This window comes from Psittacicella hinzii (assembly GCF_003585885.1).
Lineage (GTDB): Bacteria > Pseudomonadota > Gammaproteobacteria > Enterobacterales > Psittacicellaceae > Psittacicella.
In genome coordinates this window covers 1-23458 of sequence record NZ_NRHC01000073.1, presented here as the reverse complement: position 1 = coordinate 23458, position 23458 = coordinate 1, and the positions used below count along the sequence as shown (strand labels likewise).

At 35.2% G+C, this 23458-nt stretch carries 17 protein-coding genes; 8 read left to right on the top strand and 9 right to left on the bottom strand.

The features are described 5' to 3' along the window. Nucleotides 1-210: 210 nt before the first annotated feature. Both CKF54_RS05785 and CKF54_RS05780 read left to right on the top strand, forming a co-directional pair. Complete coding sequence (locus tag CKF54_RS05785) at nucleotides 211-1104, top strand: hypothetical protein (RefSeq protein WP_119525418.1); 894 nt, start codon at nucleotides 211-213, stop codon at nucleotides 1102-1104. A gap of 74 nt (nucleotides 1105-1178) precedes the next feature. After that, nucleotides 1179-3899, top strand: coding sequence for a hypothetical protein (locus CKF54_RS05780; protein ID WP_119525417.1), 2721 nt, complete (start codon nucleotides 1179-1181; stop codon nucleotides 3897-3899). A gap of 59 nt (nucleotides 3900-3958) precedes the next feature. Here CKF54_RS05780 and CKF54_RS05775 read toward each other — a convergent pair whose 3' ends face one another. The 5 genes from CKF54_RS05775 to CKF54_RS05755 all read right to left on the bottom strand — a co-directional run bounded on the left by CKF54_RS05775 (nucleotide 3959) and on the right by CKF54_RS05755 (nucleotide 11630). Then, complete coding sequence (locus tag CKF54_RS05775) at nucleotides 3959-5593, bottom strand: fructose-specific PTS transporter subunit EIIC (RefSeq protein WP_119525416.1); 1635 nt, start codon at nucleotides 5591-5593, stop codon at nucleotides 3959-3961. A 142-nt stretch (nucleotides 5594-5735) separates the two neighbouring features. Continuing rightward, nucleotides 5736-6674, bottom strand: coding sequence for a 1-phosphofructokinase (fruK, locus tag CKF54_RS05770; RefSeq protein ID WP_119525415.1), 939 nt, complete (start codon nucleotides 6672-6674; stop codon nucleotides 5736-5738). A gap of 13 nt (nucleotides 6675-6687) precedes the next feature. After that, nucleotides 6688-7902, bottom strand: coding sequence for a fused PTS fructose transporter subunit IIA/HPr protein (gene fruB / locus CKF54_RS05765; RefSeq protein ID WP_119525414.1), 1215 nt, complete (start codon nucleotides 7900-7902; stop codon nucleotides 6688-6690). A 954-nt stretch (nucleotides 7903-8856) separates the two neighbouring features. Continuing rightward, complete coding sequence (locus tag CKF54_RS05760) at nucleotides 8857-10146, bottom strand: glycosyltransferase family 8 protein (RefSeq protein WP_119525413.1); 1290 nt, start codon at nucleotides 10144-10146, stop codon at nucleotides 8857-8859. Next, entirely contained in the window at nucleotides 10143-11630 is a 1488-nt protein-coding gene (locus tag CKF54_RS05755; RefSeq protein ID WP_119525412.1) for a glycosyltransferase, read from the bottom strand. Before CKF54_RS05755 ends, CKF54_RS05760 begins: the two co-directional genes overlap by 4 nt. A gap of 1502 nt (nucleotides 11631-13132) precedes the next feature. Here CKF54_RS05755 and CKF54_RS05750 point away from each other — a divergent pair. From CKF54_RS05750 to lolA, 5 genes are all read left to right on the top strand, one after another. Beyond that, on the top strand, nucleotides 13133-14395 hold the full coding sequence (locus tag CKF54_RS05750) for a ribonuclease HII (RefSeq protein ID WP_119525411.1): 1263 nt from the start codon (nucleotides 13133-13135) through the stop codon (nucleotides 14393-14395). 662 nt (nucleotides 14396-15057) lie between these two features. After that, entirely contained in the window at nucleotides 15058-15192 is a 135-nt protein-coding gene (locus CKF54_RS08270) for a hypothetical protein (protein WP_262407821.1), read from the top strand. Next, the gene (locus tag CKF54_RS05745) at nucleotides 15176-15892 is read left to right on the top strand and encodes a metallophosphoesterase (RefSeq protein WP_222987537.1); all 717 of its coding nucleotides are present in this window, start codon (nucleotides 15176-15178) and stop codon (nucleotides 15890-15892) included. Before CKF54_RS08270 ends, CKF54_RS05745 begins: the two co-directional genes overlap by 17 nt. Before the next feature lie 261 nt (nucleotides 15893-16153). Next, a complete protein-coding gene (gene bamD, locus CKF54_RS05740) occupies nucleotides 16154-16975 on the top strand; it encodes an outer membrane protein assembly factor BamD (RefSeq protein WP_119525409.1) in 822 nt (273 codons plus the stop codon). A 143-nt stretch (nucleotides 16976-17118) separates the two neighbouring features. After that, complete coding sequence (gene lolA / locus CKF54_RS05735) at nucleotides 17119-17718, top strand: outer membrane lipoprotein chaperone LolA (RefSeq protein WP_119525408.1); 600 nt, start codon at nucleotides 17119-17121, stop codon at nucleotides 17716-17718. A gap of 166 nt (nucleotides 17719-17884) precedes the next feature. Here lolA and rapZ read toward each other — a convergent pair whose 3' ends face one another. The 3 genes from rapZ to nqrM form a co-directional block, all read right to left on the bottom strand. Next, nucleotides 17885-18817 (bottom strand): RNase adapter RapZ, encoded by a 933-nt coding sequence (gene rapZ, locus CKF54_RS05730; protein WP_119525407.1) that lies wholly within the window; start codon nucleotides 18815-18817, stop codon nucleotides 17885-17887. An 11-nt stretch (nucleotides 18818-18828) separates the two neighbouring features. Continuing rightward, nucleotides 18829-20004 (bottom strand): tRNA 2-thiouridine(34) synthase MnmA, encoded by a 1176-nt coding sequence (gene mnmA, locus CKF54_RS05725; RefSeq protein ID WP_119525406.1) that lies wholly within the window; start codon nucleotides 20002-20004, stop codon nucleotides 18829-18831. Nucleotides 20005-20068: 64 nt separating this feature from the next. Continuing rightward, nucleotides 20069-20356 (bottom strand): (Na+)-NQR maturation NqrM, encoded by a 288-nt coding sequence (nqrM, locus tag CKF54_RS05720; RefSeq protein ID WP_119525405.1) that lies wholly within the window; start codon nucleotides 20354-20356, stop codon nucleotides 20069-20071. 255 nt (nucleotides 20357-20611) lie between these two features. On the opposite strand from nqrM, the gene CKF54_RS05715 reads away from it, so the two are divergent. Beyond that, complete coding sequence (locus tag CKF54_RS05715) at nucleotides 20612-21862, top strand: restriction endonuclease subunit S (protein WP_119525404.1); 1251 nt, start codon at nucleotides 20612-20614, stop codon at nucleotides 21860-21862. Nucleotides 21863-21989: 127 nt separating this feature from the next. Here CKF54_RS05715 and CKF54_RS05710 read toward each other — a convergent pair whose 3' ends face one another. Further along, nucleotides 21990-23084 carry an FAD:protein FMN transferase gene (locus CKF54_RS05710; RefSeq protein WP_119525403.1) on the bottom strand — a complete coding sequence of 365 codons (1095 nt, stop codon included), beginning with the start codon at nucleotides 23082-23084 and terminating at the stop codon, nucleotides 21990-21992. Nucleotides 23085-23458 lie beyond the last annotated feature (374 nt).

Below are 23458 nucleotides of genomic sequence, written 5' to 3'. Positions count from 1 at the left end.
AAAACAATTCAAACTTAAGCTATTTTGCAATTAATTTTAAAAGTGTGAGGAGGTTACATAAGCTGTAATTTTCTTACACTTTTTTACTTATAAATAGTAAACTTATAAAGTTTAATTAAATTCGATATTTTTATGATCTCTAGTAAGAAAAAAGATTTTTATATTCTCCAATGTCATGTAACTAGAGATATGAGCTAAGAGTAAATATGTATGAAAACAGATAGACCTAATAATGAATCGGTCGCAGATGAGACTTCTGCAAAAGATGAAATAAATAAGCAGGCAGAAGATCATAAAGATAATTCTGCTCAAGATAAGGTTACGGAAGAAAAAAGTACTACAGCTCAAAATGAGGGGGTAGAAAAAGAAGCTGATGTTCAAGATGGAGCTGTAGAAAAAGAAGTTACAACTCAAGAGGTGCCTGAAGTAAAAGGAGCTAGTACTCAAGAAGGAACGGAAGAAAAAGGAGCTAGTACTCAAGAACATTCTGAAGAAAAAGAAGCTAAAGATCAAGAAGGAACAGAAGAAAAGGGAGCAAAGACACAAGAGGGGACCGCAGAAAAAGATACTGCAGCTAAAGAGGGTGCTGAAGAAAAAGATGCCTCTGCTCAAGAAACAAAAAAAGATGGCACAACTCAAGATAACCCAGAAGGTAGTAAGCAAAAATCTGATACAGAAGATCAAAAGGCTGCTACAACAGGTAGTGACGCAGAGATGGCGCCAGAGAAAGAGGTTACTCGAGTTAAGTATCATTCTCTAGCTCCGATAGACAGTATCGAACCAGAAAAGATGGAACCTTACTCGCACATGCTTGATGAAGCTTTCAGAGATCCAACTATTAAAAATATTGCAGTAACAGGTCCATATGGCTCTGGTAAAAGTAGCATTTGGCTAAGTTACTTAAAGAATAAATCAGCTGGAACTAAACAAAGTGCGAAGAAAAACGAAGTGGATAAAAATGAGTTAGGAAAGGTAATAACTATTTCCTTTGCTCTATTTGACGAAGATAATCGTCATTATGGTAATGAGGGAAATGGTGGCAATGGGTCAGAGTCTTATTTAAGGACTATAAATAGAGTTGAAAGACAAATAATAATCAAATAGTAGCGCAGATAGATCCTAAAGATATACCCTATAGTAAGTACAAGAATAAAGAGAACGTAAACTTCTTCAATGTTATGTTTGGTACTTCGATAGCTATGTATTTGCTACTATTTTTAGGTTTGCAATTTCTATTTGATCCTGTAAATCAAATCTATGCTTTTATAGCGATTTTTTTATTCTTAGTAAACAGTTCTCTTTTTGTATATAGTCTTTGGTATACGAAGAATAACAAATCTATCAAATACTCAGTTGCTTATATAGCTATACTTTTGGCTATATTTTTAGCTACCTATTGGGATATATTTTTAGCTCTTTCAGTGGTATCTAATATTAGTTTTGCCTTTTACTCTCCAGAGGTTATAACGAATATTGCTATTATAGTCAAGGTGGTATCTCTTGTAATAGGAGCTTTCTTTTGTGTGAGTAGGTTGCTTTATTTAAAATTTGAGCTCTCTGAGTTAAAGTTAAATATTCAAAGTAATGAAGCTAGTTTTAAAAGTGGAGATGAGTTAAGTGACGATACTGTACTAGATAGAGATATCAGAGAAATTATTTACCTTTTACGTAGTGCAAAAGTTAGAGCTTTAGCATTTGAAGATTTAGATCGTTTTAATGATATTTCGATATTTGAAAAGCTAAGAGGAATCAATAATCTTATCAATCAAATCGTTTCTGTAAATGACAACGAAGAAGATCGTAAGACGGTTAAGTTTATATACTTTTTGAAAGATGATTTATTTACATCAGCTGAAGATAGAGCTAAGTTTTTTGATTTAATTATTCCAATCTATCCTATTATTGATTTGAACCTCTCGTTTATTTATTTTAAACAATGCTTAAATGATAGTGATATTGAGGATTCATTTTTACGAAAGTGTTCTTTATACCTTAATGACCCTAGGGTGATTGCAAATATAGCTAATGAGTACAAACTTACTTTAGATATTTTTGAAAGTAGAGATAAAAACACTTTTGTAGATGGTGGATTTGCTCAGGTGCATGAAGAAGAAAGAGGAAAGTATTTGGATAATCCATCTAGATATAGGAATTTTGGCAATGTAGAGGATTCTTTACTGAACATAAATGCCAAGAGGTATAAAAGAAAAATTTTAGGTACTGTGATAATTAAAAATTTATTTGCCACAGAATTTTATCAAGCAACTCGAGGAGAGGGATTTTTTTATGAGATCTTTAATCAGTTAGAAGAGTTAAGTGAGAATTTATTTAAAGATCTTAGTGAATGTGAGTACTTACTAAAGATAGAACTCTTTTGGAAATTAAATTCCTATGTCAAGAAGTTATACCTTTTACATAAAGACTACGGCTTACTTTATGGAACAGATAAGAGTGAAAGTACAATAATTGAAAATATCCACAAATTAGAAGAAGTTGACCTTCATTGGGATAAGATAGATGGATATGAAAATTATTTTACAATGAAGGAAGTAAGTAAAGATGAAGTTGTTGATCTGGAATTTTTAAAAAATTGGATTGAAGATCCGAGTAAAACTTATAAAATTAAGTTATTTGATGGTAACGTGTATAAAGTAGATCTGGGAGGTTTTCTATCTTTCAAAAGTAAATTAATAAAGTTATGTGAAAGTTTCGGAGAAGCTAAGGATTTTGTAGAAGCTAAGATTACTGAATATGAGAAAGTATTGAGTGATATTAATAATATATATAAGTATAGAGATATAGACAGAAATTGTCCTGATCCTCTAAACTATATTAGAGTATTGTATTGTAGAAATTTTCAAAGTATCCAGTACTCTGACTTGCTTAATGATAAGTTATCAAAATATGATTTTTCTGTTTTAAAATCAACCGATACTTCGGCTACTATTAATAGAAAATATAAAGCGTTTCACATGATTTTAAAAGAGCAATCTTTTGATCCTGATTTTTGGTTCTACTTTGGAAGAGGCTCTACTAATTCCAGCGAGAAAATATTAGGTAAGAGAGATATGGCTTTTTTAAAAATCTTGAAAGAGGATCAGCTTCCTAGATTAAATTTACTTTTAGAAAATCCAGATCTTGTTTATTCGTACTTAACAGTGGGGCAGGATTTTTCTCAAATTGGGATTTTGAATAATCAACTGATAAAGTTTATGATAAAAAGAGGAGCTGAGCATAGTGATCTTTTTATACAGGGGATAAATGGTGCTTTAGCATTGAAAGCAAGGTTTACCGATAACTCTGAGTTTTATCACAAAATCAACAATATGGTTAAGTACTTTTTAAAATTATCTTTAACAGACAATGAGTGGTTAACTATTCTTACCTCTGTATGTAAGAATGAGATGCATTATTTAATGTACGCGTTACTAGAGGTTTTTGAGGACTACATTAGTGATGATATAGAAGTGCACAGTGTTATACGAGTTGAAAGTCAAAATTATAGAAAAATCTTTGATCTATTTACAATAGCTTACTTCTCCACATCAGAACTACATTTATATAATATTACTTCAATTAGTTTTAACGATTATAAGAAAGTTATCCCTTATATACTTTTTTATGAAAATCTAGTTTCTACTGAGGTGTTGGAGCATATTATTAATAAAATGGAAGATAGTGAATTTAATCATTTTGTTAATAAAGTTCATAGAGTTAGTTCTAGAAGCTTTATTTATAAAATGGGTAGAGAGTTAGGTAAAGAAACTTTTAGAGACTTTGATTTAGAAAATCTTTCAGAGGTTAAATGTGAAAATGAAAAAGCTAAAGAGCGTATAAACATAGTAAAAGAAATGCTTAAAAAGTTTCCAGGTGAAGTAAATAAATGGAATAAAAAATAAGAAAGAGAGAAGAGGATTTTCCTCTTCTCTCTTTCTATTTGTAAGTTTTTAACTATGAATTAGTTTTGTGCAGGTTTTTTCAGGATAGAGTAAAGTACACCTGTAACCACAGAACCAATTGCGATAGCTGCTAAGTAAAGAACTACTTTATTAACTGTAAACGCAACTAGTAAACCACCGTGTGGAGCGTTTAGAGTAATACCAGCTACCATTGAAATAGCACCAGCTACAGCACCACCGATTGCTGAAGAAGCAATTACGCGTAATGGATCTGCAGCCGCAAATGGGATAGCACCTTCAGAGATGAAGCATAGACCTAATACAAACGCAACGTTACCAGAGTCACGTTGTTGTGCGTTAAATTTCTTACGTGCAATCCAAGTAGCAATTGCCATACCGATAGGTGGAACCATACCAGCAGCCATAACTGCAGCCATAGGAGTTGTAACGCCTTGAGAGATTAAACCAACAGATACCACATAAGCAGCTTTGTTGATTGGACCACCCATGTCAATACACATCATTGCACCTAATACTAAACCTAGTACTAATGCAGAACCACCTTGTAATGATGTTAACCATTTAGATAATGAATCTGAAGCAACACTTACGTATGGACCGATTAAGTAAACGCTTAGTAAACCTACGATTAAAGTAGATAGTAATGGTAGGATTAAAACAGGTTTTAATGAAGATACTGATTGAGGTAACTTAATCGCACGGCTTAGGTATAGAGTTACATAACCAGATAGGAAACCTGTAATGATTGCCCCTAAGAAACCTGCACCTAAAGAGTTAACTAAGAAACCAGTAATTAAACCAGAAGCAAGACCTGGACGGTCAGCAATTGAGTAAGACACGTAACCAGAGAATACTGCTAACATGATTGCAAATGCTGAGTTACCACCAATTTGCATTAATGCCGCTGGTAAAGTGCCTGCTTCTTTGAAAGCATTTGGACCAAATAAGAAGCTAATAGCGATTAATAAACCACCTGCTACAGTAATCGGTAACATGTGCGACACACCTGTCATTAAGTGACGGTATACGCTTTGCCAACCGCTTTCGCTTTTTGCTTGTTCAGCTACAGGAGCAGCTGAAGTTTTTGGTTGATAAGGTTTTGCTTGCGCAAATGCTTTTTCAAACTCTTGAGCAGTATTTTTTAAAGCTGCTTTAGTTGAAGTGTGGTAGAAAGGACGACCTTCGAATTTAGATAAGTCAACTTCGATATCTGTTGCTGCAAAAACTAGATCAGCAGCAGCCACTTCTTCAGCTGATAATGGGTTACCAACACCTTGTTGACCACGAGTTTCAACTTTTACGTTCCAGCCTTGAGCTTTAGCATAAGTTTCGATAGCTTCTGCAGACATGAAAGTATGTGCTACCCCTGTAGGACAAGCTGTTACTGCAACGATGTTTTTCGCTTTGTTGCTTTGTGCTTCAACTTTTTCTACTAAAGTAGGTTTAGCGTTAGCTAAAGCTTGGTTTGGGTTATCAACAAGTTCTTGTAAGTTAACAACTGCAACTTCAAGACCTTGAGTAGCTTGGTCGCTTACTTGTTTTTCTAAGCTAAGACGTAAGTCAGCGTTAGCGGCTTGGTCAACTAATTTGTGTCCCGCTTTTTCTAGCACTGCTTGCGCTAGTAAAACATAAGCTACTGGTAAAGTAGTAGACTTAGTTAAGTAAATATTCATAATTTATCCTTCAGTTTTAAGTAACCAGAGTTTTTTGTGCTGCCAATTACGGAGTCTTTTGTTTGGTAATTGATAGGTTTTTCTAGCAATTGACTGGGCTTTCTCGTAATTGGCAGTTGTTTAAGTAACTTTACAAAATGAATTAAGCAACTTTAGTTACTTTAACTTGAGCTTTATATGGATCTAAAGTTGAAATGTGATCAACACCTACGTTACCTTGAGTAACTGCGTAAGCTGAGATAGCTGAAGCAAAACGTAAAGTTTCTTCTGGGTTTAAACCGTTTACTAAGCTGTAAATAAAACCTGCTACCATAGAGTCACCAGCACCTACAGTTGAAACTACATTAGTAATTTTTGGAGGTTGTGCTTGGTAAACAAAGTCTTTAGTTACCCAAAGAGAACCTTTAGAGCCCATAGATACTACTACGTTTGCAATACCTTGCTCATTTAATTTACGTGCAGCTACAAGAACTTGATCGATTGATTCAAATTTTTGTTGGGTAAGAACTTCAAGTTCACGCCAGTTAGGTTTAATTAACCAAGGGTTAGCTTGTAAACCTACTTCAAGTGCTTTATTTGAACTATCAAAAATTACTTTACAACCAAGGTCTCTAAGTTGTTCTAACCAAGCTTTGAAAGCTTCTAGTTCAACGCCACGTGGTAATGAACCACATACAGCTACATAGTCGTAACCTTTTAATACTTCTAAAGTTTTTGCAACAAATGCTTGCCAGTTAGCTTGGTCTACGGCAAAACCTTGGAAGTTTAAGTCAGTAACTTCACCATCTTCTTGAGTTACTTTGATATTTACACGAGTTTTACCTTCTACACGTGCAAATTGGTCATCAAGTTGGTATTTAGCAAAATCTGCTTCAAAGTCACCTTTGTTATCTTGCCCTAAAAAACCAGTAACAGTAGATTTTACCCCTAAGTCAGCTAATACTTTAGCGACGTTAATTCCTTTACCAGCTGGGTATAAACCTAAAGTTTCTACTGAGTTTACTTCACCAACTTCAATTTCTTTTACTAAACCTACAAGATCAAGTGCAGGGTTTAAAGTAATAGTTGCTACTTTTGTCATTTTCCTCTCCAGATTACTCACCTAAACCGTCAGCGATTGCTTTACCGATAGCGTCAAGAGCTTGTTGTGCATCTTCACCAGTTGCTACAAAGCGTAATTCACTACCTTTAGTTGCGCCTAAACCAGTTACGCGCACCATAGATTTAGCTTTAACTGGTGCTGAACCTGTAGTTAGGTTTTCTACTGTAATTTCTGATTTAAATTGTTTACATACGCGTACTAACTCTGTTGAAGGACGAGCGTGTAAACCATTTTCATTGTGGATTACAAAAGTAGCGCTTAAAGAATCACCAGCTGGAGCTGCTTTTTCAGCAGAAGCTGTTGGCGCAGGAGTTGCTTGAGCAGCTTGAGCTGGAGCTTTTTCCATCGCAACAGTTGCTTGCGGAGCACTTGTTGCTGGAGCTTCTAAACCAAATACTGCAGCTACTTGCGCTAAATCACCAGTTGCTAAAGTTGCAGCTTGCTCAACTAAAGTTGCTAAAACTTTTACTTCATCTTGATCTTTAAGAGCTAGGTTAACTAAAGCTTTTACTTCTTTACCTTGAGCTGCAAATGGAGTAGCTGGACGAACTAAAGCTAAACCTGTAGTTTTTGCATTAGCGTTAGTACTTGCTAACCATAAACCTGCACCTAAGTGTACTGGAGCAGTTTTGAAAGATTTGTTTAAATATTCAGGGTCAATGTAACCTTGAGCTAGTAAGCTAGCTAGGTTTAAAGCTTGTAAACCATTTAAGTCTGTAGCTTTTGCACTTAAGTCAAAAAGACTTGTTGACGTGAAAGGTAATTCAACCGTAGAAGCTTCACCTTTAATTAGCTTTAACATTTGTGCTTTAGAAGTAGCTTGTGCTAAAGCTTGAGCTTCCTCTTCTTCACCGATAATGTTTGTAATAGCTTTTAAAATTGGTAAGTGTTCATTTGAGCTAGCAGCAATACCGAAAGCTACATAAGTTTTGTCGCCATCTTCATTCCAAACCACACCTTGTGGGAATTGTACTACAGCCACACCGGTAGTTTTTACTAAATCACGCGTTTTTGTTGTTCCGTGTGGAATAGCAACACCGTTGTCTAAGTAAGTTGAGGTTTGTTGTTCACGCTCTAACATGCCATCAACATAACCTGGATCAACACGACCATTGTCAGCAAGTAACTTAGCAACAATGCGGATTGCATCTTCTTTGTTAGCTGCTGTTTGATTTAATAAAACATCATTTTCGCTAATATTTAACATGGAAGTTTCCTGGTTGTGATATTACTTTTAAACTAAGCGTATAGTCAGCTAAATCCTTGCAAGAGAACAAGAGAAAAAGTAGGTTTATTGACAAAGTTACAAAGCTCGAAAGCTTCAACTTCAGAGTAAAATTTACCTGTGCTTTTTTACTGTATCTTAACAAGGTTTTGCTTGACCTTTAAAGCTAAGTATTAGGAAGGCGCAGGCCTTTCTAATACTTAGCTTAGTATATTGAGAGTAAAAGTTCATACTAAAGTACTAAAAACACCTATGAATTTTAAGAGAACTCAACTTTTTTAGGAAGATATCTCAACTTTTTATGAAGAGAACCTATGTTTTTTACGAAGAGAACTCAAACTTTTACGTCGCAATATAGCTGTTAGTTTAAAGAGTTTATATTTAGAAGTTTTAGATATTTAACTATCTTGAATACCTGTAACATTATAGCAAAATAAGCGCGGTATCTTCTCAAGTATCACCGGCAAATTTTTAAAAGATGAGAATATTAGGAGAGAAATAAATATATAACCTTAAACACTAGTAGGTTATTAAGTAAAATTTTGCTTACAGAGAGTTGGGTTGAAGATAAAAATAGAATTTTTTTAGGGAAAAAATAAGACAGGGCTTAGGGTAAAGGCAGGAATAATTTTGACTAATTTACAAAAGAAAAAGGTAAATCCCCGTGCTAGAGAGTTAAGGGATTTACCTAGTAGAGAGAATTTTTTATAACTTATTTTTACAATTGCAGTTTGAACTACAGCTTGCAATTGCAGTTTACAACTCATTAAGGGTTACAACTCATCAATGGTTTTAACTCACCAATGGCTACAAATGGCTCATGGCAACAACTGACCCATGGCAACAATTCACTAATAGTTTAGTTAATTTCGCTAATTGGTGAAGATGATTTTGTAGTAATTGTAGTTGTGCTTTGTAATTCGTTATTGTAATTTTTTATGGGATTAACTCTGCTGGAATATCACAAGCTTCGAGGTAGTGATTGTAGAGCAGTTTTGGAATAGTGTTATAGGTTTCTTTCCAAGGTTTAGTCCCAATAAAGTGAAGTACTTTTACACGTGAAATTTGAGATTGGTCAACAAATTCTTCGAGGTCTTTATTGACTACCACACAATAGTTTTCAATGGTTTTACGACAAATGTCAGCAAGCTCATCGAGGTGTGGATGATAGTCTTCTTTAGTAAGTCTTACCTCGTAAGTATCCTTAACGTCAACTTTATCCTCATTAATTTCATCTTTATGCTCATAGTCAGCTTCAAAGTAACTTGCAGCTTGGGTAAAAGAGAAATTAGCTTCGCTTTCTTTACGAGCAATATCGGCAAGTTTGAGATCAGATAACTCTTCGCTAGTTAGAGAACGTTCTTCGGGACGTAAGAACTGTAAGTAAGGAGGAGTTGGTGCTGTTCCTTGACGATAAGCTAGAGGATTTAACGGCAAGTAAAGACGATCATTTTCTGGGTCAAAGCTATCAGTAATACCGTAAGTTTTTGCTTGCGGACAATTGTAGTGATAACCAAGATATTGTACTCCACCATGACGCTGCGCTTCGATGTTCATAATATCTTGGTCTGGAAAAACTAAATACTGACGCTTACGCATTTGTTGGTAAAGGAATTCTTTACTTACACCAGACTCGTCGATTGCTTTTAAGTTAAAGAGGATCATGCCCGAGTTAAAGTAATCAAGCATTGAGTTTAACCCTAGATTTTTAATATGCAGGAAGTGCATTTTAAAAACATCAACAGCTTGGTTTGACCAGTTGAGTAAGAGGCGGAGGTAACGCTCACGGATATCGTAGTCAGCAGATACCGCAAAGAACTTACCTTCAAAGTCAATATCGTTCATGTGCCCTAGATCGTCAAGTACGAGCATATCGGTATCAAGATAAAGAACGCGGTCATTTTGTAAAGCGTTCATATCAATAATACGTGGGATAAAGAGACGTGAGAAACAGTCTACCGAGAAAACGCCAGAAAGCACGACGTTTTTTAAGTTATAGTCAGCGAGCTCATGTCCCATTTCGTAGATATTGATAAAGCAAGTACCATTACTTTTTTCGCGTACAAAGTTTTTTAACCAGAGGACTTGTTCACGACTAAAGTTACGTCCGAGGACAATAATTTCATAATGAGTATCTTTACGATGATGTAACAAAGAGTAAACAACTACCGCGAGGTGTTGAAAGAACTCGTTGTTACAAGTAAAAACTACAGCTAATTTTTTCATAGAATAAAAGCAAGTGGAATGTTTGCTTGTTTAAGGTAAAAATCCTTTAAAGCTTTAGTCACGAGGTTATGGTGACTATCCCAAGTATTGAGGATTTTTACAGTTTCAATTTTATCGGTTAGTAAGTATTTTACTAATTTGTCGTCAACCGCAAGAGCACGATAGTAACAGCTTGCATGCGCATATGGGAAGATATCCCAGTAATGCGAAGCGTGTTCTTCTTTAGTTACTTCAGCTTGCGCTAGTAAAGCTTGTTTACGCTCTTTTTGCGCTTGCGCTTGTTGTTTTTCTTTGATCTGCTCTTTAATGCGGTTATTTACTTCGGAAATATTACTTTGCTCTTCCTTGCTAGCGACAAATTTATATTCAGCTAAGAAGAAGTCAGTGTCTATGGTTTTACGCGAGAGTAAACACTGTTCGTCATTTGCATTTACTTCTGGGTTACTTACAAAAGTAGCAGATTCTGAAGTTGGTGAAGCTTCTGCAGTTAGAGATGATCCCTTGTTGTTCTGCTCAAGGTCTTGTGAACTATCTTTATCATCTTTGTTTACAGTTGGATTAACTTCACTAATTTCGCTAACTTCACTAATTTCGCTAACTTCACTAATTTCACTAACTTCATTTACCTTAGTAAATGCTTGTTTAGTTTGTGCCTCAGGCACAAACTGTAAGTAAGGAGGAACCTCTTCACAAGCCTGACGTACCGCCTTTTGATCTACCTTAATATACAGCGAGTATCTGCTTGGGTTGAAATGTCTAACTTGTGCTGTGCTATCAGAGATAAAGTTGTAGCTTCCAGGTAAGAAATAAACTCCACCTAATTGGTAAGCAGCGACATTTAATACTACTTGTGCAGGGTGAGTGTACTCTTGGTAAGTTGGTAGTAGCTTAATGAAGATTTCAGGATCAACTTTATCAGCCATTAATTTATCAAAAGCAAAAACCACCATAGTAGTGCTAAAGTAATCTAGCACACTTTGTAACGGTAAGCTTTTTACTTGAGCAATAGAGCTAATAAAGTTAGCAATGCTTGGATCTTCAATTTCGCATAGACGGTAAAGATACTTTTGACGGACAAAGAAATCTGACACTGCACCAAAGTAGCGGTCTTGTAAGTCTACTTGGGCTAAGTAAGCAAGGTCATCAAGCACATAGCTATGATTGTGGATAAAAACTAAACGTTGCGCTTCAATTCTAAAGTCTGCAACAATTTGCGGTAAAAGTAAGATAGCCTCAGCATAGCCTACTGTAGGGTACTTACTAAAGTAAGAAGAAAGGTCAATAAAGCGCAGTGAACAAGTGAAATCACTTTTATTGCTTACAAGATTTTTTAGCCAAGCTTGATGTTCAAGGGATAAGCCATGGTTGAGAATGTAAATTTTGTAAGTTGTCTCTTTACGATTGTCAAGTAATGACATGAGAGAAGCGCATAATTGACTAAATTCTTGGGGATTGCATAGATATGCGATATTTAAACTTTTCATAAGACAAGTCAATTAGGTAAGAAAAATGCGTTGATATTTTTCTTACCAAGAAATTGCAAGGATATAGGGGATTAATTGGAGATAAATATGGGACTAATATTATATTAGAGTTTACTTAGGTAAGTTTACTCAAACTCCAGTTACTCTAAAATTAACTAAGTAAAATCTAGCTAAAAACTTAGACAAGTGAAGATCGTTTTAGTTCGGTTAAATTAATAATTTTCCTAAAAATAGTTAGCGTCAAAGATACGCGGAGTAAACTGGGCATAGTAAAGGCTAACAATACCTATCAGTCAGCTAGTTGTTTGAACCAAGAATAGTTACTGTGCTTGAACTAAAATTAGCAACTAGACTTTAACCAGAAACTGCAACTGTGCTTTCACCAGAATTAGCAACTGTGAATTAACCAGAAACAGCAACTTGGTTTTAGTTGAACTTGAACAGGTACAGCAATTTAGCTTTCACGATAAACAGCACGAAACTTTAACTAGAAGCTAAACTTTAACTAGAAGCTAAACTTTAACTAGAAGCTAAACTTTAACTAGAAGCTAAACTTGAACTCTAACAATTTCCTTGTTATGGCATTTGTAGATTAGAAGTAATTACCAAAAATTTTCCACAAAAAATAAGAAATTTACGCTCATTTTTCAAGGTTAACTCAATTTTTATTTCCTTACCTTTATGTAGGTGTTTTTGTTTGCAAAAAATGAATAAAAAAGTTATAAAAAATTTTAGTTTCTTACAAAAACAAAATTAGTGATTTTTTTGATAAACCTAAGTAATTTTTTCTAAAAAGTAATATAATATCATTATATAAGTTATTGAATTTTAATTTTCTTATTTTGTTATTAGGCTACATTCAGACAGAATGGGTAAAAGTTAAAGTTCTTTACTTTGAAAAGGTTATTTTTGCAACTTTTTCCGTAATATTCTTTTTTAGAAAAATGTCGTTAGGGGGTGACACTTTTTTAAAATAATCAAATTATTATTTGCAATAAATGACTTTTTTCGCCAAAATGAAAGAGTAAGGTAGTGTAGAAGCCTTTAGGGTTGCTATTTTTGTTTAATAATTAACAAAGTTAAGTTTCTTTTTTTCGCTTTGGTTAATTTTTAATTTAGATAATATAACTAACTTAGTTATGTTTCATATTGATACTTTTCTTTGTCTATTGAACAACTACTACGCTCATTGAGAAAAAAAGTATTTTTAATTACTTAAAGTACCTTCTTTATAAAAACTTTAGTCAAGTTTTTACTTGAGTTTCCCCTAAGGTTTGCGTAAGGATTTTAGAGAGTAATCTTAGGTACTTTGAGTAATTAATACTTTCTTAATCATATTTATAATAAATTGCTTTTATGCAAGCTATGTGTTTTAACCTAGTAATAGGTTAAAACTGCATAGCCGTACCCGAAAAATGTAATTTTTAAATTTGAGTTTTCTCAAATTTTAGGTTATCATTGATCGATCGCATAAAAGTTAGAAGCGCCAGTTATAACTTATTATGATGATTTCTCGCAATATTGATATTAATATAAAATTACTAGAAAAATCACGAAAGGCGTCGCAAAGTAAGTTTATGGTTGAGGAAAGAGATCAGTCTAAGTTTCAAGCAGAGTTACATAGATTAATAACTAGAGATTCTGCAGGAACAGCTCAAGGGGAAGAGTCTGGGTTATATGATAAACAACCTGGAAAACAAACTAAGGCTAGTAAGAAGGGATCAGAAACTAATTCTTTAGATGATAGTCTCACAGCATATACGAACGAACAGCGCGGACTAATTTTAATTGGAGTTGACGAAGCAGGACGTGGGTGTATGTTTGGACCTGTAGTGGCTTCAGCTGCGTTAATTGGCTTTGTCGATTACAATGCGATAGATGAAGTTCGTAATGAACCTTCTTCCAAGAGAATTGCTTCAGCGATATTACGTCAACAACGTTACTCCCAAGATTTACTTGCACGTGAAGCAAAAGAGCTTGGTGATCTAACAACCCAACAAAAACACGAACTTTTAGTAAATAAAGCTTTTGAAAATGAAGGCAGTGATTCTGTATTAGGTTGGAACCTGAATGCAAAAGGTAAGCTTCAACCACCTCCTAATGTTTTTTATCGAGCTTTACAATTACAGTTAGATATAACTTCTTCAAAAGATATGCTTGCATATCTCTCTAAAGCTCAAGATTCAAAGCGTTTATCAGAACGTCGTCGCCAATCGCTGTACCAAGATTTTATTACCCAAGGTAATAATGGGAACATAATGTTTGCCATTGAAGAGGGTGATGTAAAGGAAATTCAAGAAAAGAATATCCTGCACGCTTCTTTAGCGGCTATGTCAAGAGCTGTTCATAAAGTACTGCAACTTCTTGCACAAAGATGTGAAATGTACGCAATAGATTTTGAACAAATCAAATCTAACATCGTAGTTCTAGTAGATGGAAATCAAATAATTCCTAATCTAAACGGAATTACCCAAATGGCTGTTATAAAAGGTGATATTCTTGTGCGAGAAATCTCCGTAGCTTCTGTTCTAGCAAAAAACTATCGTGACGAACTAATGAAGTCTATGGCGAAAATCCCAGAATACTCAGTTTATAACATTGAAAAACATAAAGGTTATGTAACTCAAGAGCACGTAAAACTCTTGTTCCAATATGGTCCTTCAGATCAACATAGAAGTGACTATCGTCAGGTACAACTTGCTTATGAGCAACATAATCGCAAAGCTTCACCAGAAGTTTTCTTAAAAGAAAAAGAAAGCAACTAGTAGCTTGTCCTAGTCTGTACATGCTTGTACTTACTTGTACTCGCTTAGCTTGGCTAGTATTTTCTCATACTAGATTAGCGTCTTGTACTGGTTGTAATCGATTATAAGAAGTTAAGAGAACTTTTGCTAAGAGCTAAAACTATTCAATAAAAAACGAAAAAAGAACCAAGGCAACAACTTTGGTTCTTTTTTTATTTTTCGGGGTTCTAGCATTTGTGGTGAGGATGTGGTGAGGCTACAAGGTAACTTTAGGCTTAACTTCAGAGGTAACTTCTGAGCAACCGCAGAGTTAACTTCAAAAGTTCTCGTGTAGCTTCTCGCTTATCAATTTTTGTTTTCCCTTTTTCTTCAATTTTTTCTAGATTTTACCTTTTACGTTAAAATTTGTGATTATTTTGCAGAAAATGAAAACAAAAGTGTGAGGCTTGCCACAAATCTAGAGATTTACTTAGTTAGTTGCTTTTTTCCTATGTTATAGTGGAAATAAATCAGGATTACCTGTAATTCTTTGAGTTTTAACTAGAGATGAAACTCAAAGGTAACACACATAAATTCTAACCTTAAGCATGCAAGTGTTGAAGCGTAACTAGCTCTTTGTTAGTAAACATATGTTTAGGTTAGAATTTTACTATTAGCCCAAATCTAATCTATTAGGTATGCCTATGGATACTGATAAACAGCTACGCCTATTACATCTTTCAGATCACCATTTACTTGGTGATGATCGCGACCGTTTTGCGGGGATCTTCCCTCAAGACTACTTGGTTGCGGTTTTGGAGGATGCCATACAAGGCTAGCTTAGAAAACAAATTTGACGGAGTAATCTGTTCTGGTGATATAGTTCACGATGTCAATCCACAATTTCTTGATAAAGCTTATCAAATCTTTGTTGAGCTAATCAACAAGTATTTCCCAGATACACCTATTTACCTCGTACCGGGAAATCATGATAACCTAGAGTTATTTGCGCAAATGCGCTTTAACGCTCCGCAGGTTATTGTGAGTGAGAAAGAAGTGGTTCCGGTGGTACTAAACCAAACTTGGCATTTACTTCTTGTCAATAGTAAAGCCTGCAAACGCGTAGGTGGGAGTATTAGCCCAGAGCAAAGTAAATACATAGCGCATTATCTTGAGCAAAATTCCAGAGCCAAGGTTGCTTTAGTAATGCACCATAATCCTTTACCTGCGTCAAGTGCTTGGTTAGATAGTCATAGGTTTACGGGGATTGAAGAGTTTTGGCAAGAGGTTGCTTCTTATCCGAATTTAGAGCTAGTTCTGCATGGACATATTCATCAGGATTTAACTTTAAACACTGGTAAGACAGCAATACTCTCAGTTCCGTCAACAAGTGTACAGTTTAAACCAAGACAGGAAGATTTTACTTTAGACACTATTGCTCCAGGATATCGTATTTTAACTTTATCGCCTGACGGTTTTAGTCAAGAGCTTAAACGTTTAGAGACTAGATTAGTCTATGAACAGATAACAGGTTACTAATAAAATCCTCTTTGGGGTTGCCCTAAAGAGGATTTATTTTGTATTGCTCAAAAAGTTCTCTTAGAGAGGTTTTTTTGTTACTCAAGGAGCTCTCTCAAAGAGAGATTTATTTTTTGTTGCAAAACTTGATTTTTACAGAGTTAAGCTTATAACTCTATAAGAAGAATTTGCTTATGTTATAATGTCATTTAAGTAAAAGTAAAACATTAAAGTGCTCTTAGAGCATCAGAATAAACTTAAATTTGTGGATCACAAAAAAATATGGATTTGAAGAAACTAAAATTAGTCTCAGCTATAGGTTTAGCTGTTGCTCTAGTAGCATGTTCATCTAAAGAGCAAACTGTAGTGTATATTGCTGGTAATGAGCAAATGCTTTACGATAAAGCTGTAAGTGACTTACAGAACAACAAGAATACTGCCGCAGAGCAAGTTCTAACTCAACTTTCTCTCCAATACCCATTTGGTCAATACCGTACTCAAGTACAAGTATTACAAGCATACAATGATCTAGTGCGTAAAAACTATGATCTAGCAATTGCTCAAGTAGACAAGTACTTCCAAACTACTCCGTCAAAAGCAGGAGTACCTTACGGTGACTACATGCTATTAGTGCATGCTATCTCTTCATTTAACGCAAACCGTGGTTTCTTCCAAAATCTGTTTAACATGAACCAAGCTGATAACGATACAGCTGATATGCAAACAGGTTTAACGGATTTACGTACATTATTAGATTACTACCCTAACTCACAATATCGTGAATTTGCGCAAGAGTTATTTAACTACTACGCAGATAAAATTGCTGAGTCTAACTACGACATTGCTGCTTTCTACTTAAAATATGATAACCCTCTAGCAGCGTACAAACGTGCAAACGTAGTACTAATTAACTTTGCTGATTCTTATTACGCAAAACCTGCGTTAGAAATTATGCACAAAGCGAGCAAAGTTATGGGCTTAGAATATCAAGCAGAATATGATGCAATTAAAGCACGTATTGATGGTGTAACTCCTCGTCCACTAGTGACTAAAGCTCCATCACTACCTAGCTATGCACCTGATTTCTTAAAAGCAAGCAATTAATTAGCAATTAAGCGTTTAAGCGCTTAAGTGATCAAGTAAACGATTAGGAAATTAAGCGTTTAAGTGATCAAGTACTTAAGTAGTGATAAAGTAGTTATTACCAGAATTACAAATTACTATTAGAATAATTAAGGATTAAGCTAATGTTAAAAAAATTAGTAACAGTTGTTAGTTTAGCGACGCTATTTTCTTCTTTAGCATTAGCTGATGCTAAACAAGAACTTCTATCTTATTTACAAAACAATACTTCTTTTACCGCTAACTTTACTTTAGTAGCAAAAGATCCTAAAGGTAAAGTTATTAACCAACAAAGTGGTTCATTAAAAGGTCAAAGACCAAGTAACTTAGCCTTACACACTACTGCACCTACAGAAAACTATGTTTCTGTGTATAACAATGAAGTAGTTTATTATGATCCATTTGTGGAACAAGTAACGATTAGTCAGTTAGATCAAAGCCAACCTATGCCGTTTATCTACTTATTAAACGACACAGGTAAAGCATGGGCAAATGCTCAAGTAAGTAAAAAAGGTAATTGCTTTTTAGTAAGTGACAGTAAACTCCAAGCTTATTACAAAAATATCCAGGCTTGTGTGGTTAATGGAGCTTTAACCGAGTTCAGTTATACTGAAATTAACGGTAATAAAGCAACTTACACTTTTACTAACTACAAAGCTACTCCTTTAAGTGCAAAAGATTTTAAAATTGACTATCCGTCAAGTGCACAAGTGGTGCGTAAATAGGAATTGCGTAGCCGTAAATAAGAATTGCGTAAATGTGTAAACTAAAATTACGTAAACGCGTAAACAAGAGTTACGTAAAGAAGCGTAATAAAAGTAATTAGAATAAGTTAAATGCCTCGGAAGATTTTCCGAGGCATTTAATGTTTGTTTCAATTGCTTAACTTTGTTACTCTTGTTCTACTTCAAGCTCTGCTAAAGCTAAATCAGAGATAACTGTTTTACTTTGCTTGAGCGTATGAGTTACATTGAGCGAAATGTGGTGCACTTGCGTTGGGAAACCAATTTGTGCATAGTGGCGTGCTAGTTGATCAGCAATGTAAACACTGCGGTGTTGCCCACCAGTACAGCCAATAGAGATAGTAACAAAGCGACGAGAAGTGCTTTTATCCACCAGTTCTAACCAACCATCTAAGTAAGCTTTAATACGATTTAACTCTAAAGCTGGTTCTGGGTATTGGGCAAAGAACTCTTGTACTTCTTTATCTTCTCCAGTTTGTACTGCTAGTTTTTTGTCCCAGTAAGGATTTGGTAAGTGACGCACATCAAAGACAAAGTTACTTGCTGGAGGAGGACCTTTCTTAAAGCCAAAACTATTAAAAATAATTTTGAACTCACTTGATTGACTAGTTATTTCAAGGAATTTAATTATACGCGAAGCTAGACCATGAACATTTAGCGTTGAAGTGTCAATCTGAAAATCAGCATTGTCTTTAACAACTTCAAGCAGTTTATACTCTTGTTCAATCGCTTCGTCTAGACTTAGGTTTTCTAGTTGCATGAGCGGGTGACTACGACGGGTATCCGCGTAACGACTAACGATTACATTAGTTGAGCAATCTAAGAAGATTACATTCGTATTGTACTTAGTACGTAAAGTCATTATTTCCGCTTCAATATCTCCGGTAGAGATAATACTACTTAAATTACGGATGTCGAGACTAATCGCTACTTTTTGGGTAGTAGTGTCTAAAGCATCTACAACTTCAGTAAGCAGTTTAACCGGAATGTTATCAATACAATAGTAACCTTGGTCTTCAAGGACAGAAAGTACAACTGATTTACCTGCCCCAGAGCGTCCGCTTATAATAATTAATTCCATAATGAAAGTTCCTAAGCAATGATTTGATCAATGATTCCGCCTCCCAGACATCTTTCGCCGTAATAGAATACTGCTGATTGTCCTGGAGTTATAGCCCATTGTGGCTCATTAAAAGTTACCTTGAGAGTATTGTCATCAAGATAATCTAAGTGACAGATAACGTCTTGTGAACGATATCTCACCTTACAAGTAATCCCCTCTTTTACTCGACCCGTTTCTTGGTCAATAAAATCCATGAAGGTTAAACTTGTACTGTGTAGTTGTGTAACTGTACAACCTGCTGAATAAAGAGCTGGATCTTTATCAGAGTCTACAGCATACAGAATGTTTTGGTTTACGTCTTTTTTAGCAACAAACCAACCAGCGTCTTGATGCCCTTTGATACCACCAATTCCTAGACCTTTACGTTGACCGATAGTGTAGTACATAGCTCCGCTATGAGTACCAATTACTTGGTCATTAGCAAGGTTGCGAATTTCCCCTTTTTTAGCAGGAAGGTAAGTAGAAAGGAAATCAGTAAACTTACGTTCACCGATAAAGCAAATCCCAGTTGAATCTTTTTTCTTAGCTGTTTGCAGATTTAAATGCTCGGCAATTAAACGTACTTGTGGTTTTTCTAGTTCACCAACAGGGAAAAGAACTTTAGCTAATACATCTTGCGAAAGAGTGTAAAGGAAGTAGCTTTGATCCTTGTTGCTATCTAAACCACGTAATAAAGTTGCTTTACCGTCACGGTTAGCACCACGACGACAATAGTGACCCGTTGCAATTAAATCAGCGTCTAAATCTTCTAGTGCATAATCAAGAAATGCTTTGAATTTAATTTCTTTATTACAAAGAATATCTGGGTTTGGTGTACGACCAGCTTTGTACTCACTTAGGAAGTTTTCAAAAACATTATCCCAGTATTCAGCGGCAAAGTTGATTTTGTGTAACTTAATACCAAGTTGATCAGCTACAGCTTGAGCGTCAGCAAGATCGACAGCTGCTGTACAGTATTCAGTACCGTCATCTTCTTCCCAGTTTTTCATAAAAACGCCTTCAACTTGGTAACCTTGGAGTTGCAGGATATAAGCAGACACTGAAGAGTCTACCCCACCTGACATACCAACGATAACTTTGGTTTGCGCATTTTCTGGTTTAGCTTGGGATTTTAGATGAGCAATTAATTGATTAATTTCTGTCATGTAGTTTGTATAATTTTCTTAGAGGTTTAAGGGCAACTAGATAGTTGCCCTTAAAAATACCCAATTACTTAGACGAATAAGTGCCCTCACCTGTACGGTCAGCCACATAATCGCTTTGTGTTGCGCTATAGTCTTGATGCTGTTTAGCTTTAGCAGCTTCTAAGTTTTTTGCAGCTTGAGCTTCTAAAGCTTCTGAACATGGAGTTTTGCATGAACAAGCTTTAGTAATACCTAAAGCATCTAAACCACCACAAGAACCTTGAATAGGTTTACGTTTAAATAAAACTCCAATCGAGGCGCCAAGAACAACAAGGGCTAAGATAGCCACAGTTAAAGCAAAAGTCAAAAGCATGGGGAGAACCTCTTTAATTTATTGTTAGGATAAAGAATTAGATATCCAGAAAAGTATTTTTGATATCTATCATAATATTATACCTTAGCTTTCTCCTTTTTACTCAAAAACCAAAGCTTAAAGCATATAAGGGGAGCTTTGAGATATGTTTTTGTGTAAAGATTGCTGTAAGTCGTTATATAATAGTAGCGTTATGTAAATTAATGAGAAACGGTTTAAATTAAAATCAAAACTATTAGGAGCACTTAGAAATATATGACTCTCCCAGATTACACAGGTTTAACTTTAAAAGAAAAAGAAGAGCTAAGACAAAGAACTGAGTTAAGACCACCTGTAAGATTTCCAGAATTTACTAAACCTTGGTGTACTGCACGTGTTGAAGATGTGTTTGATAAAATTACTGCTGGTAAACACATCCTTGTCGCTGATACTAAGTCTAAACCAGACAATGAATATTGCTATCCTACTTATTCATCTCAAACTAAAAATTACGGAATAGTTGGGTATTATAACCAACATCTATTTGAAAATGCCGTTGTTTGGACTAATACCGGATATGCTGGGGTAACAAAATTTATTCCAGATAAATTCTTCGCAATGTCTACATGTGGAGTGTTACTATCAGACAAAGGCTATTGTAATACATGTGTAGCAGAATCTATTAATAAGATGACAAAGCTTTATGTAACTGTAGGCGTTCAACCTAAGTTAATGGCACATCGTATGGCAAAAGTAATGTTCTCTTATCCTGAAGAATTTGAAGAACAACAAAAAATCAGCAAACTTTTTGAAGATGTAGATAAACAAATTAGAGCTTTAGAAGAACGTATCCGACTTTATGAAAAAATCAAACTAGGTCTTTTTCAGCGACTTATTCCTAAATTTAATTACCTAAGCGTTCATGAGAAGTTCCCTCTAATGCGCTTTAAAGGTTTTACTCACGAATGGACTTGGCATAAATTGAGTGATCTAGTAGAAGTCGTGTCAGGAGGAACTCCAAATACGAAAGTAGCAGAATACTATGGTGGGAATATAAATTGGTTCACACCAACCGAAATTGGAGATAGAACTTACGTATACTCAAGTAAACGTAAGTTAACTGAAGCAGGATACAAATCATGTGCCGCAAAAATGCTTCCAGCAGGAACCATTCTCTTCTCAAGTAGAGCAAGTGTTGGTAAGGTTGCAATTCTTGCAAATGCCTCAACAACTACTCAAAGTTTCGAAAACTTTATTCCTAAAGAAGATAAAGTAAGCACTTACTACATCTATACCCTTATACCTGTTATTAGGGAACAGGCATTACGAGAAGGGCGAGGAACGACTTTTAATGCTGTTATCAAAGCTCAAGTTAAAAACTTCGAGGTTCCTTTAACCACTCCAGAAGAGCAAGAGAAAATTACTGAGCTCACTTCGAAAGTGGATAGAATGCTAGACTTACTTAAAGATCAGTTAGACTTAACTCGTACTTTAAGAAAAGGATTAGTACAGCAAATGCTTTGTTAATGTGCCTAATTTTCTTAGGTGCTTAGAAGCGGAATAGATACGATAAAACGACCAGGTTTTCCTGGTCGTTTTATTGTATAAAAACTTCTTTTGGAGAAGCACTAAACTCTACTACTTTCGAAGTAAATTACTCACCACTAACTAGTTTGCGGTACGCACTTGATTCACGAGTAATAAATTTACCGTCTTCGTACTGAATAACAAAGATCGCAAGGTTATGTTCTTCAGCTAGAGCTAAAGCCTTGTCAGCCCCCATAGTATAAAGACCGGTAGATAAGCCGTCAGCTGTCATACAGTCATCTGCAATTACAGTTAAGCTTACAGTGTTGTGGGTAATTGAGTAACCTGTAAATGGATCAATCTCGTGGGTAATACGTTTACCATCCACGTATCTAAAGTTACGGTAGTGACCTGAAGTTGCAAGAGCTTTGTCTTTTAAAGCGATGATAGTGTTAACAGAGTTAACCGCATCTTCTCTTGGTTGTTCAATTGCAACTTGCCATACTTTACCATTTGGATTTACTCCATGAGCAACAATTTCCCCACCAATTTCTACTAGGTAGTTTTGTCCACCATGTTTAGCAAAGTATTGGGCAACAAGATCAACAGCGTAACCTTTAGCAATTGATGATAGGTCAATTTCTACTTTAGGGTCATGTTTTACTAAAGCATACTTGCCATCTTCTTCGATTAGGCTGTATTTGTTAGGACCAACATGTTGTAACATCTCTTGTACTTTTTCTGGGGTCATGTTGTCATCAGCTTTACCTGGACCAAAACCCCAAGCTTTTACTAGAGAGTAAACGGTAATTTCTTCATAACCGTTAGTTAAAGTACGTAGTTTATCAGCACTAGCAATAACTGTTGCAAAGTCTGCACTCACTGGGAAAGGAGTGTCTACTTTGTCAAAGCGGTTAAAACGAGAGATTAAAGAATCTTGATCGTAAGTAGAGAACTCGCTATTAAATTGTGCAAAGAACTTAGTTAAGTCAGCTTCTACTTGTTCTGGAGTAACATCTAACTCACTACCTCTAAAAGTAATATGGTACGAAGTCCCAAAAACATTACCAGTCATTTGGTAGTTAGTGTTTTCACTATTAGCACTAGTTTGTTGTAAGTTAGAAGTGCTTGTTTGTTTACTTTCACTAAAGAAGAGATTTTTGACAGTTAAACCAAAAATCAAAAAGATAATAATGGCAATAATACGTTTGCGATTAGACATAAAATTTTTAAGATTAACTAAAGTAGTTGCTTAGTATAACTTGAGATTAAAGCAACTTAGATAAGGGAAAAGGATTGCTTGAGAAACTAATATATGAGAGTTAGTAGCAAAGGTTCAAGCTTGTAGTTAGATCTGCAGGTAGCAAGGTCTACAGCTTGTTGCTACTAGATCAAGCTTAATCTAACTAGGTTTAACGGTTAGAAGAGCAACTCTTACTTGGAGTTATTTTAGAGTTAGATTAAAACTTGTGAGGAGATCTCAAATTTGTCATTAAATCTGATATTTTTTGTCATGAGGTCCAATACTTATTACTAGATCCATTAGACACCCCATTGGATACCAGAAACAAAGGGGTAACTTAGATATCAGACACC

What these genes read in the sequence shown, in the direction of transcription:
- CKF54_RS05785 (WP_119525418.1), top strand. Translation starts at nt 211, where the DNA reads ATGAAAACAGATAGACCTAATAATGAATCGGTCGCAGATGAGACTTCT.
- CKF54_RS05780 (WP_119525417.1), top strand. Translation starts at nt 1,179, where the DNA reads ATGTTTGGTACTTCGATAGCTATGTATTTGCTACTATTTTTAGGTTTG.
- CKF54_RS05775 (WP_119525416.1), bottom strand. Translation starts at nt 5,593, where the DNA reads ATGAATATTTACTTAACTAAGTCTACTACTTTACCAGTAGCTTATGTT.
- fruK (WP_119525415.1), bottom strand. Translation starts at nt 6,674, where the DNA reads ATGACAAAAGTAGCAACTATTACTTTAAACCCTGCACTTGATCTTGTA.
- fruB (WP_119525414.1), bottom strand. Translation starts at nt 7,902, where the DNA reads ATGTTAAATATTAGCGAAAATGATGTTTTATTAAATCAAACAGCAGCT.
- CKF54_RS05760 (WP_119525413.1), bottom strand. Translation starts at nt 10,146, where the DNA reads ATGAAAAAATTAGCTGTAGTTTTTACTTGTAACAACGAGTTCTTTCAA.
- CKF54_RS05755 (WP_119525412.1), bottom strand. Translation starts at nt 11,630, where the DNA reads ATGAAAAGTTTAAATATCGCATATCTATGCAATCCCCAAGAATTTAGT.
- CKF54_RS05750 (WP_119525411.1), top strand. Translation starts at nt 13,133, where the DNA reads ATGATGATTTCTCGCAATATTGATATTAATATAAAATTACTAGAAAAA.
- CKF54_RS08270 (WP_262407821.1), top strand. Translation starts at nt 15,058, where the DNA reads ATGGATACTGATAAACAGCTACGCCTATTACATCTTTCAGATCACCAT.
- CKF54_RS05745 (WP_222987537.1), top strand. Translation starts at nt 15,176, where the DNA reads ATGCCATACAAGGCTAGCTTAGAAAACAAATTTGACGGAGTAATCTGT.
- bamD (WP_119525409.1), top strand. Translation starts at nt 16,154, where the DNA reads ATGGATTTGAAGAAACTAAAATTAGTCTCAGCTATAGGTTTAGCTGTT.
- lolA (WP_119525408.1), top strand. Translation starts at nt 17,119, where the DNA reads ATGTTAAAAAAATTAGTAACAGTTGTTAGTTTAGCGACGCTATTTTCT.
- rapZ (WP_119525407.1), bottom strand. Translation starts at nt 18,817, where the DNA reads ATGGAATTAATTATTATAAGCGGACGCTCTGGGGCAGGTAAATCAGTT.
- mnmA (WP_119525406.1), bottom strand. Translation starts at nt 20,004, where the DNA reads ATGACAGAAATTAATCAATTAATTGCTCATCTAAAATCCCAAGCTAAA.
- nqrM (WP_119525405.1), bottom strand. Translation starts at nt 20,356, where the DNA reads ATGCTTTTGACTTTTGCTTTAACTGTGGCTATCTTAGCCCTTGTTGTT.
- CKF54_RS05715 (WP_119525404.1), top strand. Translation starts at nt 20,612, where the DNA reads ATGACTCTCCCAGATTACACAGGTTTAACTTTAAAAGAAAAAGAAGAG.
- CKF54_RS05710 (WP_119525403.1), bottom strand. Translation starts at nt 23,084, where the DNA reads ATGTCTAATCGCAAACGTATTATTGCCATTATTATCTTTTTGATTTTT.